This window comes from Sphingopyxis sp. 10G20-10 (assembly GCF_057365075.1).
The window spans coordinates 2,484,313-2,502,220 of the sequence record NZ_CP195117.1 but is presented as its reverse complement, the minus strand read 5'-3'; the positions used below and the strand labels follow the sequence as shown (position 1 = coordinate 2,502,220).

The 17,908-nt window shown below is 58.7% G+C and carries 20 protein-coding genes; 16 read left to right on the top strand and 4 right to left on the bottom strand.

Annotation, left to right across the window (positions count from 1 at the left end; genetic code table 11):
* Positions 1-8 precede the first annotated feature (8 nt).
* Both ACR3XE_RS12160 and ACR3XE_RS12155 read right to left on the bottom strand, forming a co-directional pair.
* The gene (locus ACR3XE_RS12160) at positions 9-188 is read right to left on the bottom strand and encodes a hypothetical protein (RefSeq protein WP_473699932.1); all 180 of its coding nucleotides are present in this window, start codon (positions 186-188) and stop codon (positions 9-11) included.
* A complete protein-coding gene (locus ACR3XE_RS12155) occupies positions 185-661 on the bottom strand; it encodes a GreA/GreB family elongation factor (RefSeq protein ID WP_473699933.1) in 477 nt (158 codons plus the stop codon). The genes ACR3XE_RS12160 and ACR3XE_RS12155 overlap by 4 nt, the downstream gene beginning before the upstream one ends.
* 208 nt (positions 662-869) lie before the next feature.
* Between ACR3XE_RS12155 and ACR3XE_RS12150 the strand changes: the two genes are divergently transcribed.
* From ACR3XE_RS12150 to ACR3XE_RS12115, 8 genes are all read left to right on the top strand, one after another.
* Entirely contained in the window at positions 870-1,163 is a 294-nt protein-coding gene (locus tag ACR3XE_RS12150; RefSeq protein ID WP_486185770.1) for a BufA1 family periplasmic bufferin-type metallophore, read from the top strand.
* A gap of 13 nt (positions 1,164-1,176) precedes the next feature.
* Positions 1,177-2,055, top strand: a complete 879-nt coding sequence (bufB, locus tag ACR3XE_RS12145) for an MNIO family bufferin maturase (protein WP_486185769.1) — start codon at positions 1,177-1,179, stop codon at positions 2,053-2,055.
* A complete protein-coding gene (locus tag ACR3XE_RS12140) occupies positions 2,048-2,761 on the top strand; it encodes an HvfC/BufC family peptide modification chaperone (protein WP_473699936.1) in 714 nt (237 codons plus the stop codon). Before bufB ends, ACR3XE_RS12140 begins: the two co-directional genes overlap by 8 nt.
* Positions 2,758-3,216, top strand: a complete 459-nt coding sequence (locus ACR3XE_RS12135) for a DoxX family protein (RefSeq protein ID WP_473699937.1) — start codon at positions 2,758-2,760, stop codon at positions 3,214-3,216. Before ACR3XE_RS12140 ends, ACR3XE_RS12135 begins: the two co-directional genes overlap by 4 nt.
* Positions 3,213-3,734, top strand: coding sequence for a sigma-70 family RNA polymerase sigma factor (locus ACR3XE_RS12130; RefSeq protein ID WP_486185768.1), 522 nt, complete (start codon positions 3,213-3,215; stop codon positions 3,732-3,734). Before ACR3XE_RS12135 ends, ACR3XE_RS12130 begins: the two co-directional genes overlap by 4 nt.
* A 1-nt stretch (position 3,735) precedes the next feature.
* On the top strand, positions 3,736-4,383 hold the full coding sequence (locus ACR3XE_RS12125; protein ID WP_473699939.1) for an NrsF family protein: 648 nt from the start codon (positions 3,736-3,738) through the stop codon (positions 4,381-4,383).
* Positions 4,384-4,458: 75 nt separating this feature from the next.
* Positions 4,459-5,193 carry a head GIN domain-containing protein gene (locus tag ACR3XE_RS12120; protein ID WP_473699940.1) on the top strand — a complete coding sequence of 245 codons (735 nt, stop codon included), beginning with the start codon at positions 4,459-4,461 and terminating at the stop codon, positions 5,191-5,193.
* A 48-nt stretch (positions 5,194-5,241) separates the two neighbouring features.
* Entirely contained in the window at positions 5,242-5,946 is a 705-nt protein-coding gene (locus tag ACR3XE_RS12115) for a head GIN domain-containing protein (RefSeq protein ID WP_473699941.1), read from the top strand.
* A 40-nt stretch (positions 5,947-5,986) separates the two neighbouring features.
* Here ACR3XE_RS12115 and ACR3XE_RS12110 read toward each other — a convergent pair whose 3' ends face one another.
* Positions 5,987-6,778 (bottom strand): SDR family oxidoreductase, encoded by a 792-nt coding sequence (locus ACR3XE_RS12110; protein WP_473699942.1) that lies wholly within the window; start codon positions 6,776-6,778, stop codon positions 5,987-5,989.
* A gap of 212 nt (positions 6,779-6,990) precedes the next feature.
* Here ACR3XE_RS12110 and ACR3XE_RS12105 point away from each other — a divergent pair, with 212 nt between their 5' ends.
* The 8 genes from ACR3XE_RS12105 (at position 6,991) to ACR3XE_RS12070 (ending at position 15,760) form a co-directional block, all read left to right on the top strand.
* A complete protein-coding gene (locus ACR3XE_RS12105) occupies positions 6,991-7,401 on the top strand; it encodes a hypothetical protein (protein ID WP_473699943.1) in 411 nt (136 codons plus the stop codon).
* A gap of 28 nt (positions 7,402-7,429) precedes the next feature.
* The gene (locus ACR3XE_RS12100; protein ID WP_486185767.1) at positions 7,430-8,452 is read left to right on the top strand and encodes an energy transducer TonB; all 1,023 of its coding nucleotides are present in this window, start codon (positions 7,430-7,432) and stop codon (positions 8,450-8,452) included.
* 96 nt (positions 8,453-8,548) lie between these two features.
* Positions 8,549-8,815: a hypothetical protein gene (locus ACR3XE_RS12095; protein ID WP_473699945.1), complete on the top strand. Its 267-nt coding sequence runs from the start codon at positions 8,549-8,551 to the stop codon at positions 8,813-8,815.
* A 104-nt stretch (positions 8,816-8,919) separates the two neighbouring features.
* On the top strand, positions 8,920-11,661 hold the full coding sequence (secA, locus tag ACR3XE_RS12090) for a preprotein translocase subunit SecA (RefSeq protein ID WP_473699946.1): 2,742 nt from the start codon (positions 8,920-8,922) through the stop codon (positions 11,659-11,661).
* A 190-nt stretch (positions 11,662-11,851) separates the two neighbouring features.
* A complete protein-coding gene (locus ACR3XE_RS12085) occupies positions 11,852-13,249 on the top strand; it encodes a circularly permuted type 2 ATP-grasp protein (protein WP_473699947.1) in 1,398 nt (465 codons plus the stop codon).
* A complete protein-coding gene (locus ACR3XE_RS12080; protein WP_473699948.1) occupies positions 13,249-14,190 on the top strand; it encodes an alpha-E domain-containing protein in 942 nt (313 codons plus the stop codon). Before ACR3XE_RS12085 ends, ACR3XE_RS12080 begins: the two co-directional genes overlap by 1 nt.
* Positions 14,187-14,993, top strand: a complete 807-nt coding sequence (locus ACR3XE_RS12075; RefSeq protein WP_473699949.1) for a transglutaminase family protein — start codon at positions 14,187-14,189, stop codon at positions 14,991-14,993. The genes ACR3XE_RS12080 and ACR3XE_RS12075 overlap by 4 nt, the downstream gene beginning before the upstream one ends.
* Before the next feature lie 35 nt (positions 14,994-15,028).
* Entirely contained in the window at positions 15,029-15,760 is a 732-nt protein-coding gene (locus ACR3XE_RS12070) for a proteasome-type protease (protein ID WP_473699950.1), read from the top strand.
* Positions 15,761-15,843: 83 nt separating this feature from the next.
* On the opposite strand, the gene acs is transcribed toward ACR3XE_RS12070, so the two are convergent.
* Positions 15,844-17,811, bottom strand: a complete 1,968-nt coding sequence (gene acs, locus ACR3XE_RS12065) for an acetate--CoA ligase (RefSeq protein WP_473699951.1) — start codon at positions 17,809-17,811, stop codon at positions 15,844-15,846.
* Positions 17,812-17,908 lie beyond the last annotated feature (97 nt).

Genomic DNA, 17,908 nt, shown 5'->3' with positions numbered 1-17,908 from the left:
GGATCGGGTCAGTGCAGCTTGGCGATCGACAATTTGTCGGCTTTGGCGCGGGTTTTGACCGATTCTTCGCTGCGTGTCAGCGCCTTGGCGATGGATTTGAGCGGTATCCCCTTTTTGGCGAGCGTGTGGAGCTTGTCGACCTCGTCGGTCCGCCAGGGTTGTTTGTGGCGTTCGAATTTGTCTTTCATGCCTGCACCCCTTGATCATCTTCGACGGACAAGATGTGAATGGCGTCTTCGACATCCTGAAATTCAACCGCTTCGTCCGCCTCGCCGCCCATCAGAGCGCGGCCAATGGGCGCGGAAAAGGCGATGCTGCCTGCGCCCGGATCGGCTTCGTCACCGCCGACAATCGTCAGGCTGCGCTGTTTGCCGTTCAGCGTAAAGGTGACACGACTGCCGACGCCGACGGTCCCGTCGGCGGGTGGCGTCTGCACCTCGGCGGTTGTGTGGCGGGTATGGAAATAACGCAGCTGACGTTGCAGCTTTTTGCGCGCCTCGACATCAGTTTCCGCGGCAATCAGCGATTCCAGACGCGCAATCTCTTCGCCCAACAGGCGCAGCCCGCGCGGTGTGACCCAATTGGGGCCGACCGCAATCGGAACCTCAAATTCGGGTTCTTTATGATCATCGTCGCTCTCGCGGCGAAAGGCTACGCTCATGGTCGGTCTTTCCGGTCGACAGAGGGGGAGGGTGGGCGCTTTGGCGCCTGCGGTCTAGCCCTATGGCGGGTGAAGGTGGCGACAAAATGGCGTCGCTCGCGCATTTCTTTGCTCCAATTTTTTTGTAAGTCAGCGTAACCTATCGTCGGGTGGCTGCGAACCCAGAGTGATGCCATGTCTGCATCGAGAGTTTCAAAGGAACTACCCTATGTCGAATACGCTGAAATTATCACTCGCCGCGAGCGCGCTCATTGCCATGGCCACCGCCGCAACCGTAACCCCCGCTGCCGCCGCTGCCGGTGCCAAGGAAAAATGCTTTGGTATCGCGCTGAAGGGCAAGAATGACTGCGCCGCCGGTCCGGGCACCAGCTGTGCGGGCACTTCGACCGCCGATTATCAGGGCAATGCCTGGAAATATGTTGCCAAGGGCAGCTGCGAGAAAATGGGCGGCACCCTGACCGCGCATAAGGGCAACGCAAAGCCGGTTGCCAAAAAATCCTGACCTAAGGTCAAACATGCCCCCCCGTCCGTTCCAGCATCTGCCTTCCCGCGCCGGCTTTGGCCTTAAACCTAGCCATTATGCGGATGTCCTGGAGGCAGTGGAACGGAATATGGCGCCCGCTTGGGCCGAAGTTCACCCCCAGAACTATTTCGGCGCAGGCGGGCCTCCACATCGCTGGTTGACCGCGATTGCCGAGCATATGCCGCTGAGTTTCCATTCGGTCGGATTGTCTATGGGGTCAGCCGCCGGCGTCGATGAAGACGAGCTGTCCGCGCTATCTACGCTCCATGATCGCTATCAACCGGCAATGGTGTCCGACCATCTGAGTTGGAGTAACAGCGCCGACGATAAATTCCCCGATTTGCTCCCTATTCCCTATTCGCATGTCGCGCTCGACCATTTTGCTGTTCAGCTGGATCGGGTCCAATCGCGACTGGGCCGCCAAATTCTCGTCGAAAATCCGTCACGCTATCTGGCCTATGCCCATGCGGACTGGTCCGAGGTGGATTTTCTGCACGAGCTATGTCGGCGCAGCGGCTGCGGTCTGCTGCTCGACATCAATAACATCGAAGTGTCGGCTCATAATCTGGGCGGTGATGCCGAAGCGTGGCTGGATGGTTTTGATCCGACGCTGGTCGGTGAAGTCCATGTCGCGGGCCATGCGCGCAAGGCCGATGATGACGGGATAGAGATGGCCATCGACGATCATGGGTCGCCGGTGCGGCCAAGCTGCTGGTCCTTGCTGGCGCGTTTTCTGGATCGGGCCGGGCCAAAGCCGGTTCTCGTCGAGTGGGACACCGATATTCCAACTTTTGACATACTCGCCGCCGAAGTGGCGACGGCAGATGCGCTGATCGCCCGGGTGGTCGATGGAGTGCGCCTCGATGCTTGAGCAGGAACAGGAAGCCATCGCCGCCACTTTGCTACACGGCCCCGATCATTTGCCGCCACAGTTGTTTGCGGGCGATGGCGCCGCGCTGCTGCGCGGGATGAAGGTCCACGCCAACACCATATCACACGCGCGGCTGATCGCGCTTGAAGACACATTTCCGCGCACGCGCAACTTCATCGGTGAGGCGCAGTTCAACCAATTGTCGCGCGATTTTCTGGATGCAGGCGGAGCGCAGGGGCGCGCGCACGCGCAAATCGGCGAGGGGTTTCCGGCCTATCTTGCGGATTTGACCGATGATGTTGCAGCCGATGTGGCGGTGGTCGAGTGGGCATGGCTCAAAAGCTATCATGCCGCCGATAGCGCGGTTTTGACGCTCGCCGACCTTGCGGACATGGACGAGGCGACATTGCTTGCCTTGCAGGTGGAGAGCCATCCGGCGGCCATGGTCGTGCAACTGAGCTCCGAGGCGGCTGCGGCTATCGATCCGGCCTTTTCGCGCAATTGTCGCGCCCTGCTGATCACGCGACCCGAAGCCGATGTTCGCATCACTCCCGCCACCCCTGTGGAGACTGATGCGATGGCGTTGGCAAAAAAGTCGACATCCCTCGGTAACCTCATCGCCCTGATCGCCGAACAGCATGAAGAAGGAGCCGCCGCAATCGGGTCCTTCATTGCAACAGGCGCATTGCGGAGGGCAGAGTCTTGAAGAAAATTGTCACATTATATGATCAAGCTGTACGGTTGGTTTCGGGCAAAACTCCCGAAGGACTGGCGCTTTTGCTGACCCGTCTGGCTCTCGCTGGCGTTTTCTGGCGTTCGGGCCAGACCAAGGTCGAGGACGGAACATGGTTTCAGATCAAGGATTTTACCTATGATTTGTTCGCCAATGAATTTTCAGGACTGCCGCTTGATCCGCAAATTGCGGTGCCGGTGACGAATTTTGCCGAACATATTTTCCCGTTGCTGTTGCTGTTCGGACTTGCGACCCGCTTTTCCGCAGGCGCGCTGTTGGTAATGACAATGGTTATCCAGATTTTCGTTTTCCCTGACGCCTGGTGGCCCGTGCATAGCCTGTGGGTTGCGATGGCCGCGATTTTGATTGTGCGTGGCGGCGGACTCTTCTCGGTCGATACGATTATCGCCAAAGTCCGCGCCAAATGAGCATCGACGAATTCTCGCTCTCTCAGTTGATGATGGCGTCACAGGGCGGGGATCGCGATGCATATCGTGCCTTGCTGGGTGACAGCCGCAAATGGCTGGAACGCTATTTCGCGCGCCGCATCGCCCCGCACAGTGTCGATGATCTGGTGCAGGACACATTGGTGTCGCTGCACCGCAAACTGGCGACATGGGACAAGAGCCGCGCCTTTTTGCCGTGGCTTGCGGCCATTGCGCGCTATCGCTGGATCGACATGCTGCGAAAACAGCGTGACGAGGCCGAATTGCAGGACGGTGATGCCTCGGTCGAGGCCGAGGATGAAGCCGTCCATGCGCGGTTGAGTCTTGATCGCATGTTGAACCATCTGCCGCGCGGACAAGCGCAGGCGATTACGCTGGTCAAAATTGAAGGTGCGTCGATCGCCGAAGCCTCGCGCATCTGCGGGCAGAGCGAATCGCTGGTTAAAGTGAATATTCATCGCGGACTGAAAAAGCTCGCGCAATTGGTTGAAAGTGACTGAAATGCGTAACGTTTCCCTCGACAATCTGATCGACGGTTTGGCCGACGAATTGCAACCCGTGAAACCGCGCCGGACCGGTCGCGGGTCGATCTGGGTCGGTCTCGGTTGGCTGGCAGGTGCCGTGGCGCTGATTTCAACATTGGGAATGCGTGCCGATCTGGCGAGTGGCCATGTGCACGCCGTGTCGCTTCTGACCTTCTGGCTGATTGCCGGGGTCGCAATCGCCGCGACATGGAGTGCGGTCCGTATGGGTATGCCCGGGGTCGGGCGTGACTATGGCGGCTGGCGTTGGGCCGGAGTGGTGGCGCTGGCACTGCCTTTGTCCGCCATCGGACTGGCCATGGGTGACAGCCATGTCGCGATGGAAGCGGCTGCCATGGATGCCGGCACACTCTGCCTGACCCAGGGCGTGGGGTCGGGGCTGGGCGTCGGAGCGGCGCTGTTCTTGTGGCTACGTGGCGGAGCGCCGACGTCGGCGACGCACGCGGGGCTGGTCATCGGTATTGCCGCCGGGGCCGCTGGCGCGACGATTGTTGCGTTGCATTGTCCGGTGGACAATATCATCCATATCACGCTGTGGCACGGGCTGTCGGTCGTGGTGTCGGGGATTGTCGGCCGGTTGCTGTTGCCCCCGCTTTTGCGCTGGTAAGGCCCCCGATCAACTTCTCGCTGGACAGAGTCTCTTCGCTGTATTATAGTAATAATACACAAGGGAGTTTGTACGATGCGAAAATTGACATGGGCCATGCTGCCTCTCGCTGCGGTCGCTTTGGCCGGATGTAATGTTGACGGTTTTGAATCGTCTGACAAAAAATCCGATGCAGGGCCTTCGGCAAGCAAAAATTATGCGCTTGAAGGCTTTTCCGGCGTTTCGCTGGCGACAGGCGATGATGTGACCATTCGCCGCGGCGATGTTTTTTCGGTTTCGGCAACCGGTCCGCAAAATTACCTCGATACTCTGGAAATTGATGTCGACGGTACGATGCTGAAAATTCATGCCAAACGTGGCAGCTGGAATTTCGGCCGCCACGAACCCGCGAAGATTTCGGTGACGATGCCGCTTTTGAGTGCGGTCAGACTTTCCGGGTCGGGCGATATTGATGCCGACATGGCCGAAGGCGACGATGTGAAGGCTTCGCTCAGCGGATCGGGAGATCTGAAAATCAGCACGGTAAAGGCCAAGAATCTGGAGCTTAATATCGCGGGGTCGGGTCAGTTGAATGTGACTGGCGGCGATGCGGCGACGGGTGATTATAGCATAGCCGGATCCGGCGACATTGATGCCGAAGGCGTGAAGGTCGGCGATCTGGATGTCTCGGTGACCGGATCGGGTGACGTCGATGCCCATGCCAGCGGCAAAGCCTCTCTCCGCGTCATGGGGTCGGGCGATGTTTCGGTGCGGGGCGGAGCAACATGCACGTCGCGCAAAATGGGATCGGGCGACGTCACCTGTAGTTAACAAGCTGATGCTATAGCGCGGTCTGATGTAATGGATTAGGACCGCGCCATGAAACTGTTTACCCGATCTGTTCCGTTGTTGCTGGCGGTCCTGCTGACCAGCAGTCCTGCCGCCGCAAACGAGAAAAGCTATGGTCTGACCAGCTTTGACCGGATCATGGTGCAGGCGGACTATATCGTCGAAGTGACGACCCGTTCGCCGGTCAGCGCGGTGGCGATTGGCTCTGCCGAAGCGCTGGATCGCGTCGTGGTCGATTCCGACAATGGAACGCTGACGATCCGAAGCCAGCAATTTGCCGGGGATGACAGGCGCGAAAAACCGCTCGGTCCGGTGACGATCCGTGTCAACGCCACCCTGCTCAGCGAAGCGGCTGTGGCGGGTGCTGGCTCGCTGTCAATCGACCGTATGCGGGGCGCCAAGGTGGCGCTTGGCCTGCATGGGCCGGGGCGGTTGACCGTGGGTGACATTAGCGCCGACCGGTTGAGCGTTGCGATGATCGGCAATGGCACAATGACGCTGGGCGGCACCGCAAAACGCGGACAGATGATCCTGTCGGGCGCGGGCAGCCTCGATGCAGGGAAGCTGGTGGTGTCCGACCTCACGACCGATAGCGAGGGATCGGGCGACCATGTTTTCAATGCGACGAAAACGGCGGCTGTGACCACGCGCGGACTGGGCAAAACGGTGGTGCTGGGCAAGCCGAGTTGCACTGTGCGCAATGTCGGTAGCGGCTCGGTGATCTGCGGCCGCTAAAGCCTGGCGGCTCTCCGGCTATCGGGTTGAACGGGCAGAGTCAGCCCAAGCCATCAATCTTTTTGGACTGGCGCACGATCATACCGGGGAACCAGCGCGCCATGCGGGCCAGTCGCTTGGCCATTTTGCCGACGGTGACATGCACTTTGTCGCCATGCACGGCCTCCCACGCTGCTTCGGCGACGCGTTCGACAGGCACGATTTCAAAACCGCTGGCGGCCAATCGGTTGCGCGCGGGTTCGTTGCTGTCGGCGCTGACCTGATCGAGCAGAGGCGTGTCGATAAAGCCGGGCATGAGCGAGCGCACCTTGATGCCATATTTGGCAAATTCGATCTCCAACCCCTCGGTCAGCCCGCGCACCGCGAATTTGGTAGCGGAGTAAATCGCAAGGCCCGCGACGCCATAAAAGCCAGACGCCGATCCGGTGTTGAGGATCGTCGACGCCGGCGTCGCACGGAGCATCGGCAGCGCGGCATAAATGCCGTTGACGACACCGCCGAAGTTGATTGCGATCAGCCGGTCGGCTTCGGCAGGTGACATGTCGGCAAATTGTCCGCCGGTGCCGATGCCGGCATTGTTGAACAGCACATCGAGCCGCCCGCCGCTCTTTTCGGCGAAAGCGTCAAGCGCGCCCTTCCACTGGTCGCGGTCGCGCACGTCCATGACATGGGTTGAGCTTTGTCCAGCGGGGAGCAGGGCCGCGCTTTCGTCGAGCCCCTGTTTGTTGACATCGGCGAGCCCGACAAACCAGCCTTGGCCGGCGAAATGACGGGCCACCGCGCGGCCGATACCCGATCCGCCGCCGGTGATGAAAATTGCTTTGGCCGTCATGTCCTGCTCCCTATATTTGCTTTGTCGCGAGATCAGGCGAAGTTGACGTAAACGTCAAGCATCAATCAACACTTGGCAAGTCGGGGGGCGGCTGGTTAGGACGGGGCATGACATTATTGCGCCCCCTGATCCTCCTCAGTTCCTTGTGTTTTTCCATTGCTTTGGCCCCTTTGGCCCGGGCCGATGTGGTTATCAGTTTTTATAGCCACGATATGGGCGAACAATTTCCGCATGGCTTTGTGACAATGAAAGGCACGATCAACGCGACCGGCCAAACCGTCAACCATGCCTATGGCTTTACGGCCAAATCGGTCTCTCCAGCCATATTGTTCGGGTCAGTCAAAGGCCATGTGAAGGAGCCCGAGCCCAGCTATATTGCCAAGAGTGACCGGCAATTCTCCGTAACCGTCAAAGATGCGGTCTATGCCCGCGTGATGGCGAAGGTGGTTTTCTGGCGCGACCGCCCGCAACCAAGCTATAATCTCGGCAAACGCAACTGCGTTCATTTCATCATGGACATGGCCGAGGCGGTGGGGCTGAAGGTCAATCACAAGAGCAAATATTTCAAAAAGCCCAAGAGCTTTTTGCACGAAGTTGAAGGGCTTAATCCGGGTTTGAAATAGGGGTGGGGTGATGCTGTTACTTGGACCGATGTTGTTGCTGACGCTGGCTGCGCCTACCGAGACGCCGCTCGCAACGGAAAAAACGGATCTTTCTGAACCGATGATGCCCGCCGGTAACCCGGGCAGTTGGGCAACGAATGACGATTATCCGGCAACGGCGATGCGCGATGAAAGGGAAGGGACTTCCGGATTTCTATTGACGATCGATGCCAATGGTTTGCCAAGTGATTGCAAAATCACGTCGAGCAGCGGCTCTGTTGACCTGGACGAAGCCACCTGTCATCTGCTGCTAGCCCGCGCCCGCTTTACGCCGGGCCGCGACAAAGCCGGACGCCCGACTGGCGGAACCTATTCAAACCGCATCCGCTGGCAAATTCCCGAATCTACGGAGAGCGAAGGCTTTCAGTTGGGAAGTATGGATGGCGTATTTCCGCGTCCACCCCTTCCGACCAGCGAAACAATGGCACTCAGCCAGAAAGACAATTATCCTGCGACCGCCTTGACGCATGGCGATGAAGGCATGGTCGGCATGTCCTTGACCATCTCCGATACAGGCTCGGTGTCGGACTGCTCGATTGTCGTAAGTAGCGATTCAGAAGCTCTTGATCAGGCCAGTTGTGACCTGATGCGAAGCAAGGCGACGTTCAAGCCTGCATTGGATAGCAAGGGCGTGGAGACGGCAGGGACAATCGCTGTTAATTTCAACTGGGTATTGCCGGAAGCGCCTCTCGATGGCGACGAAGCCAAGCTGGCCGATGCGCTCGACGACTTACCTGCGCGTCGTCCGGAATTTCCCATGAAAGAGCCAGGGAAAACCGTTCTGTCGCTAACGGTTACGGCAGATGGCACCATCGCCGACTGTCAATTCGATGGCGAGGGCGCCTTTGTTCCGCCGGACAAGACGATGGGGCCATGTATGATGTTCGGTAAAGAAGCCCGTTTCGCGCCCTTTCTTGACAAGAACGGCAAGCCCGAAGCACGACATTTTATCCTGCGCACGGACCTCAGCGTCGATCCTATCGACACCAAAGCTCCGGTCGGGGGAAACTAGTCCTTAACCCTGCCCCTAGACGGAAGCGACCATCCTCCCTATGTGCATTGGTGTGGAGCGGCATGGGGTCGCGCCCGTTGGATCATTGAGCGCGATTTGAGATTTTTCCTCACTTTGCTGGCCTTATTGACCGGTTTCGCTGGCGCTGATCGCGCTGTGGCGGCACCGGCCACCCCGGTTGCGCTCGGTTCGGTCATGGTTATGGCCGAAGCGGCGGCGCAAGCTGGCGATGCCGACAAGGCGAAACATCCCGCCCAAACCACGCCATCACGGCGTGCGAGCGCGCCGTGCCGCAAGCCGATGACCTCCTCGGCTCCGATCCTGCCCGGCATCCTGACCCGCAGCGACCGCGCCCTCGAATAGATTTATCGCGGGCTTCACCGCCTGCCGAACTTCAGTCTTGGCCGCCCCTGCGTGGCCCTGCGGCGCTTTGCCGCACCCCTAATGAAAATCACAGGAATTCTGCCATGTTTGCTGGCCTTGCTAAAACTATATTCGGTTCGTCTAACGACCGCTATGTCACCTCGATCCGCAAGATCGTCGAAAAGATCAACGCATTCGAACCGGCTATCGAGGCGCTCGATGATGCGGCGCTAAAGGCCCAGACGCCGAAATTTAGGGAGCGGTTGGCGGGCGGCGAAACGCTCGACGATCTTTTGCCCGAAGCCTTTGCTACCGTGCGCGAAGCGGCCAAGCGCACGCTCGGCCAGCGCCATTATGATGTGCAGATGGTCGGCGGCATTGTCCTGCATCGCGGCGAGATTGCCGAGATGGCAACGGGCGAAGGTAAGACGCTGGTGGCGACGCTGCCCGTCTATCTCAATGCGCTGGAAAGCAAGGGCGTCCATGTTGTCACCGTCAACGACTATCTGGCGGCGCGCGACTGCGAATGGATGGGTGAGGTCTATCGCTTTCTGGGCCTGACGACCGGCGTGATCGTCCCCAACCTCAGCGAGACAGAGCGGCGCGCGGCCTATGATGCCGATATCACCTATGCGACCAACAACGAGTTGGGGTTTGATTATCTGCGCGACAATATGAAATTTGATCGCGAACAGATGGTCCAGCGCGCCTTTAATTTTGGCGTCGTCGATGAGGTTGATTCCATCCTGATCGACGAAGCCCGCACGCCGCTGATCATTTCGGGGCCGACCGACGACAAGTCGGAAATGTATGTCCGCGTTAATGAGGTGGTGCTGAAGCTCGTCGAAGAAGATTATGAAAAGGATGAGAAAACCAAATCGATCAACCTGACCGAAGAAGGCACCGAGCATGTCGAGCGTCTGCTCGAAGACGCCGGGCTGCTTCAGGGCAGCAATCTTTACGATATCGAAAACACGCAGGTCGTCCATCACGTCAATCAGGCGTTGAAGGCAATCATCATGTTCCGCATCGATACCGATTATATCGTCAAGGACGACAAGGTCGTGATCATCGATGAGTTCACCGGACGCATGATGGACGGTCGGCGCTGGTCCGACGGCCTGCATCAGGCGGTCGAGGCCAAGGAAGGCGTGAAGATCGAGCCGGAGAACCAGACACTGGCATCGATCACCTTTCAGAATTATTTCCGCATGTATCCCAAATTGTCGGGGATGACCGGCACCGCCGCGACCGAGGCCGCGGAATTTTTCGAAATCTATAAAATGAATGTCGTCTCGATCCCGACCAACCGGCCGATTGCCCGGCTGGACGAGGAAGACGAGTTTTACAAGAATATCACCGATAAATTTGGCGCCATCGCCCGCACGATCCGCGAGGCCAGCGAAAAAGGTCAGCCGGTTCTGGTCGGTACCGTGTCGATTGAAAAGTCCGAATTGCTATCGTCCTTTCTTGAGAAAGAGGGCGTCGCACACAGCGTTCTCAACGCGCGCTTCCATGAAAGCGAGGCGCATATCGTCGCGCAGGCGGGCCGCCCCGGTGCGGTGACCATTGCGACCAATATGGCGGGTCGCGGCACCGACATCAAATTGGGTGGCAACGAAGAATTCCGGTTTGAAGAAGAGTTGAAAGACCTTCCCGAAGGTCCAGAACGCGACGCGGCCGAAGCGCGTATTCGTGAAGAAGTGCTGGCCGAACGCGAAGCGGTGAAGGCCGCCGGCGGGCTGTTCGTGCTCGCCACCGAACGCCACGAAAGCCGCCGTATCGATAATCAGTTGCGCGGTCGTTCGGGACGTCAGGGCGATCCGGGGCGGAGCAAATTCTACCTCTGCCTTGACGATGACCTGCTGCGTATCTTTGGCCCCGAGACGCTGTTTTCCAAGATGATGAACAAGAATCTGGAGGATGGTGAGGCCATCGGGTCAAAATGGCTGTCGAAAGCAATCGAGACCGCGCAGAAGAAGGTCGAAGCGCGCAACTATGACATCCGCAAACAGGTCGTCGAATATGATGATGTGATGAACGACCAACGCAAGGTCATCTATGAACAGCGCGGTGACATTATCGACAGCGAAACCGTCGACGATGTGATGACCGATATGCGCGCCGAAACCGTCAACGCGATCATCGCCGATTGCTGCCCGCCGGGCAGCTATCCCGAACAATGGGATATCGAAGGGATGAAGGCGCGTGTCGACGATGTGCTGGACCTCAATCCGCCGATCGACGACTGGGTCGAAGAAGATGCCGTCGACCCCGAGATGTTCGAGCAGCGGATTCAGGATCTGGCCGATGCGACCGCAGCCAAAAAGGCCGCCGAGGTTGATGTGGAGACTTGGCACAGCATCGAAAAATCGGTGCTGCTCCAGACGCTCGACCATCAATGGAAAGAGCATTTGTCGACGCTCGATGCGCTGCGTCAGGTCGTGTTCCTGCGCGCCTATGCCCAGAAACAGCCGATCAATGAATATAAGACGGAGGCTTTTGCCCTGTTCGAGCGCATGTTGACGACGATCCGCGAAAATGTGACGCGGACCATCGCGCGGATCGAGCTTCGGATGGAAGAGCCCGAGCCGATGCCGCTGCCCGACCTGCCCGATTTCCTGACCACCCACATCGACCCCTTTACCGGCGAGGATAATAGCGCCGATATTGATGCTGGGTCGCTGGGCGTCATTGCGAACACCTTGCCGCCGATGCAGCGTGCCAAAGCAGGTGAGGGCGAAGCCGCGGGCGAGAATCCCTATGCCGATCGGGATATCAGCCGCAACGCGACCTGCCCGTGCGGGTCGGGACGCAAATATAAGCATTGCCACGGCGTGCTGTAGCCAAGCGGTCGCAAGGGCCACGCCTTGCGTTCACGCGGGCGCTGGCCTAGCATTGCATCATAAAGGATTTGCCGACCATGTAGTCGGCAGGACTTCGCGCAGAAAGGAATGGCGGGAGTCATGCGATGCCGCATGGCCGTGAGACTGACTTGGCCTCGGAAAGGGTAGCGATATATCCAACTTCGACGAAATGTTGACCGACCAAGGGGCCGTGCGCACTCCCTATAGCGACTATTGCCAGTGGTTTGACGGCGAGCAGGCCGGGCGCATCCAGCGCAAATCCGAACAGGCTGAAGCCTTTTTCCGCACCACCGGTATTACCTTTAATGTTTATGGCGCCGATGGCGGCGACGAGCGGCTGATCCCCTTTGACGTCGTCCCGCGGATTATTTCAGCGGCCGAATGGCGGCGGCTGTCGCGCGGCATCGAACAGCGGGTGCGTGCGCTCAACGCCTTCATTTATGATATTTACCACCGGCAAGAGATATTGCGCGCCGGTCGTGTGCCGGTCGAACTCATCGCGCGCAACGAAGCTTTTCTGCCGCAGATGATCGGGCTCGACCCGCCGGGCGGCATCTATACCCACATCAGCGGGACCGACATCGTCCGCACAGGCCCCGACGAATTTTATGTGCTCGAGGATAATGCGCGGACCCCGTCGGGCGTGTCCTATATGCTCGAAAATCGCGAGACGATGCTGCAGATGTTTCCCGAGCTTTTCTCGCGCATCGCGGTGCGTGAGGTGAGTGACTATCCGATCAACCTGCTACGCTCTTTGAGCGCTTGCGCGCCGCCCGCTTGTAGTCGCCATCCGCGCGTGGCGGTGCTGACCCCGGGCATTCACAACAGCGCCTATTTTGAACATAGCTTTCTTGCCGACCAAATGGGCGGCGAACTGGTCGAAGGCCATGATCTGCGCGTTGTCAATGGCCGCATCGCGATGCGCACCACACAGGGTTATGAACCGATCGACGTCCTGTATCGCCGTGTCGATGATGACTTCCTCGACCCGTTGAACTTTCGACCGGATTCGGTGCTGGGGGTGCCTGGTATTTGGGACGTGTACCGTGCAGGCGGGATTACCATTGCCAATGCGCCGGGGACCGGCATCGCAGACGACAAGGCGCTGTACAGCTATATGCCCGACATCATCCAGTTTTACACCGGCGAGGCAGCGTTGTTGCCCAATGTGCCGACCTGGCGTTGCTCAGAGCCTGACCATTTGAAGGAGGTTCTTGACCGTCTTCCCGAACTGGTCGTCAAGGAAGTGCATGGTTCTGGCGGCTATGGCATGTTGGTCGGACCGACATCGAGCAAGCGCGAGATCGAGGCTTTCCGCGCCAAGTTGGAGGCCAATCCGGGCAATTATATCGCCCAGCCGACGCTGGCGCTGTCGAGTGTGCCGATTTTCACCAAAAAGGGCCTCGCCCCGCGCCATGTCGACTTGCGGCCCTTTGTCCTGATGTCGCCGGACGGCGTCACCATCACGCCTGGCGGCCTGACGCGGGTCGCGATGACCAAGGGGTCGCTGGTGGTGAACAGCAGTCAGGGAGGCGGCACCAAAGATACCTGGGTGCTGGAAGACTGATGCTGGGAAAAACCGCCGGTGGCCTGTTCTGGATGGCGCGTTATCTGGAACGCAGCGAAAATCATGCGCGACTGATCGAAGCCGGGTTCCGTATCGCGCTGACACGATCAAAGACGGCTGAGTCCGAGTGGAATTCGGTACTGAAAGCGGCGGGGTCGGATGTCGCCTATCAGGCGCATTATGACCATTATAAAGCGGCGAGCGTGATCGATTTTCTGCTCCGCGACATGAGCAATCCGTCGAGCATCTTGTCCAACGTCAAACTGGCACGCGACAATGCGCGAACCGTGCGCACCGCACTGACCCGCGAAGTGTGGGAGACCGTCAACAGCAGCTGGATGACCTTGTCGGCGCTCCTCAAACAACCGGTCAGCGATTCGGACTTGCCCGACGTGTTGAGCACAATCCGTCGTCAAAGTGCGCAAATGCGCGGTGCGTTGACAGGCACAATGTTGCGCAACGATGGCTATAATTTCGCGCGGATTGGCACATTCCTTGAACGGAGCGACAACACCGCGCGCATCCTCGACGTCAAATATTTCCTGCTGTTACCCTCGGTTGCGCATATCGGCTCGACGATCGACAATGTGCAGTGGGAAACGATATTGCGATCAGTGTCGGCGCATCGGGCCTATCGCTGGCTTTATGGCACCGAAATCAGTGCGATCAAGATCGCCGAGTTCCTGATCCTTGAGCGTCAATTGCCACGCAGCCTCTCCTTTTGTTGTGGCAAGATGCAGGAAAATTTGGACCATATTCAACGCGGATATGGCGAAGAAAGTGAATCGGGACGACAGGCGCAGCAGATTTGCCAGAAAAGGCTGTCAGGCAATATCTCTGAAATTTTTGAGACTGGTCTGCACGAATTTCTAACCGATTTCCTTGCCGCCAATACCGCGCTCGCGCGCCAGATAGAAACGGATTACCGGTTCCTCGAATGACTATGCACCTCTCTGTCGATCACCTCACCCGTTATCAGTATGACGTGCCGCTAAACTATGCACTGCAACAGTTGCGCGCGACGCCAAAGAGCCGTCCGGGGCAACAGGTTCTCAACTGGACGGTCAGCGTCGAGGGGGGCACGAAGCAGCTTCATTATGTTGATCACCACAGCAATGACGTCGATCTGATTTCGGTTGATCCGGGCTCGCAGGATCTGGTCATTCGCAGTCAGGGCGAGGTTGAAGTGACCAGCCAGGACGGGATTGTCGGCCCGCATCGCGGTGCCATGCCTTTATGGATGTTCCTGCGACCGACCGAGCTCACCGAGGTGGGCGCGCAAGTGCAGGCGCTGGTCAATCAATTGGAAACCGACGACGACAACCAGCTGGCACGCGCCCATGCCCTGTCGGCACTGATAACCGAGAAATTGCCCTATCGCATTGGCGTAACAGGCGCTGAAACGACCGCCGAAGAAGCGCTGGGAGCGACGGGCGGCGTGTGTCAGGACCATGCGCATATTTTTATTGCGGCGATGCGACTCTTGGGTCATCCGGCGCGCTATGTTTCGGGTTATCTGATGATGAATGACCGCGAACAGCAGGATGCGACCCACGCCTGGGCCGAAGTGCATTTCGACCATATCGGCTGGGTCGGGTTCGACGTATCGAACGGCTATTCGCCCGACGAACGCTATATTCGCGTGGCGACGGGTCTAGATTATCACGACGCCGCACCGGTGCGCGGGATGCGATATGGTGCAGCGCAAGAAAATTTGGTTGTTCAATTGCAGGTCCAGCAATAAGCGGGACGTGGATATTTTGGGGGACCGGATTTTTCATGACATATTGTGTGGGCATGCGCCTGAACAAAGGACTGGTGTTTATGTCGGATTCGCGCACCAACGCGGGCGTCGACGACATTGCACAGGTCAAGAAAATGCGCAGCTGGACGGTGCCGGGCGAGCGCGTCATCACATTGATGTCGGCGGGGAATCTGGCAACAACACAGGCGGTTACAAGCCTGCTTGATGAGCGAACCAAGGCTCCGGCCGATCGCGATCCCTCGATCCTCGAGGCGCCATCGATGTTTCAGGTCGCGACCATCATTGGCGAAGTGTTGCGCGATATTGTCAAAAAATATCAGCCATCGGGTCCGGTGGCAGAATCGCTGTTCAGCGCCACATTGATCGTCGGCGGACAGATCAAAGGCTCCGAACCGCGGCTGTTTCTGGTCTATCCCGAAGGCAATTTCATCGAATCGGGTGAGGACAATCCCTTTTTCCAGATTGGCGAGACCAAATATGGGCGGCCGATCATTGTCCGGTCCTATGACCCCGCCATGTCGTTCGAGGATGCGGTCAAGCTGCTCTGCGTGTCATTTGATTCAACGATCCGCGCAAATGCCGGCGTCGATCTACCGATCGACCTCAAAATCCATGAGCGCGGAAATTTCGATACGGTGCTGGAACGACGGTTCGAACGCGGCGATGCCTATTTCCAGAGCGTGGCCGACGGTTGGGCCGAGGCGTTGGGGAATGCGCTTGCCGAATTGCCCGACTTTCAACTTTAGTCTGGCTCCCCCTTGGGGGGGCGTTGCGGACTGATGCGGCGATGCTGTGACCCGCCACAAGGGGGAAGGGTCGTTCGTTACTTTTAACGGTTCATCCGTCCTTCGACCAAGCCATCGACGAGGCTGGGGTCGGCCAGCGTCGATGTGTCACCCAGCGAGCCAAACTCATTTTCGGCGATTTTGCGCAAGATGCGGCGCATGATCTTGCCGCTGCGCGTTTTGGGTAGCGCGGGGGTGAAGTGGATATGGTCGGGGCTGGCGATCGGCCCGATTTCGGTGCGAATTTGCTGGCGCAGCTCGGTGGCGAGCGCATCGCTCGGTTCGATACCGGCGTTCAATGTGACATAGCAATAAATGCCCTGACCCTTGATATCGTGGGGGAAGCCGACGACGGCGGCCTCGGCCACCAAATCGTGTAGCACCAGTGCGCTTTCGACCTCGGCGGTGCCCATGCGGTGGCCAGAGACGTTGATGACATCGTCAACGCGGCCTGTAATCCGCCAATAGCCCTCATCATCGCGGCGGCAGCCGTCGCCAGTGAAATATTTGCCCTTATAGGTGGAGAAATAGGTTTGGGCGAAGCGGTCATGGTCGCCGTAAAGCGTCCGGGCTTGCCCCGGCCAGCTGTGGGTGAGGCACAAATTGCCCTCTGCTGCGCCACCGCTTTGTTCATCGACGAGCACCTCGCCTTCGCCGTCAACCAGTTGCGGACGAACGCCGAAGAAGGGTCGGCCGGCGCTTCCCGGCTGCATCGGGTGCGCTCCGGGCAGGGTGGTGATCATGATGCCGCCGGTTTCGGTCTGCCACCAAGTGTCGATGACAGGCAGACGACCCTTGCCCACCAGATCGTGATACCAGCGCCATGCTTCTGGATTAATCGGTTCGCCGACGCTGCCGATCAGGCGCAGCGAGCCAAGGTCGTGCCGCGTCACATAATCATCGCCTTCGCGCATCAGGGCGCGGATCGCGGTCGGTGCGGTGTAGAAAATATTGACCTTATATTTGTCGATGACACGCCAGAAACGGTCGTGATTGGGGAAGTTCGGGATGCCTTCGAACATCAGGCTGGTCGCGCCATTCATCAACGGACCATAAACGACATAGCTGTGTCCGGTGACCCAGCCGATGTCGGCGCTGCACCAGAAAACCTCTCCGGCGCGATAGTCGAAGCCATAATAGAAGGTGGCGGCGGTCCATACTGCATAGCCGCCGGTGGTGTGGAGAACGCCCTTGGGTTTGCCGGTCGATCCCGAGGTGTAGAGGATGAACAGCGGATCCTCGGCACCCATCGGCTCGCACGGGCAGTCCGACCCGACATCTGCCGACATGGCATCATACCAATGGTCGCGCCCTTCGGTCATTTCGACATCGCCGCCGGTATGCGAGATGACGAGCACCGCCTTGACCGACACTTTCTGAAGCGCTGTATCGACATTGGCTTTGAGCGGGATAGTCTTGCCGCCGCGCAAGCCTTCATCGGCGCAGATGACCCAGTCGCTGGCGCAATCCTCGATACGCCCTGCAATAGCCTCAGGCGAAAATCCGCCAAAGATGACGCTGTGGACAGCTCCGATGCGCGCGCAGGCCAGCATCGCGATCGCGCCTTCGGGAACCATCGGCATATAGATGGTGACGCGGTCTCCCTTTTGGACGCCCATTTTCTTGAGCGTATTGGCCATGCGGATGACGTCTGCGAGCAGTGAGGCGTAGCTGATGGTGCGCGACGGTGCATCGGGGCTGTCGGGTTCAAAGATGATAGCGGTCCGCTCGCCATGACCCGCGGCGACGTGCCGGTCGAGCGCATTGTGGCACAAGTTCAGCTGGCCATCCTCATACCATTTGATCGATACCGGATCGAACGACCAGTTGGCGATGCGGGTCGGCGGCGTGATCCAGTCGATGCGTTTCGCCTGCTCGGCCCAAAAGGCATCGGGGTCTGTGATGCTTTCGGCATAGAGCCGGTCATAGTCGGCGGCGGTGCAATGCGTGTCCGCCGCCGCCACAGGAACCGGAACAAAGGGTTCGGAAGGGTGGGCAGCTGGGTCAGACACGGGAGGTTCTCCTGATTGCGGTTTGTCTTTTGATTGTGGTGCGATAATCGCCCGACAGCAAGGTGCAAAGACCGGTGTGACCGGTGTGACCGGTGTG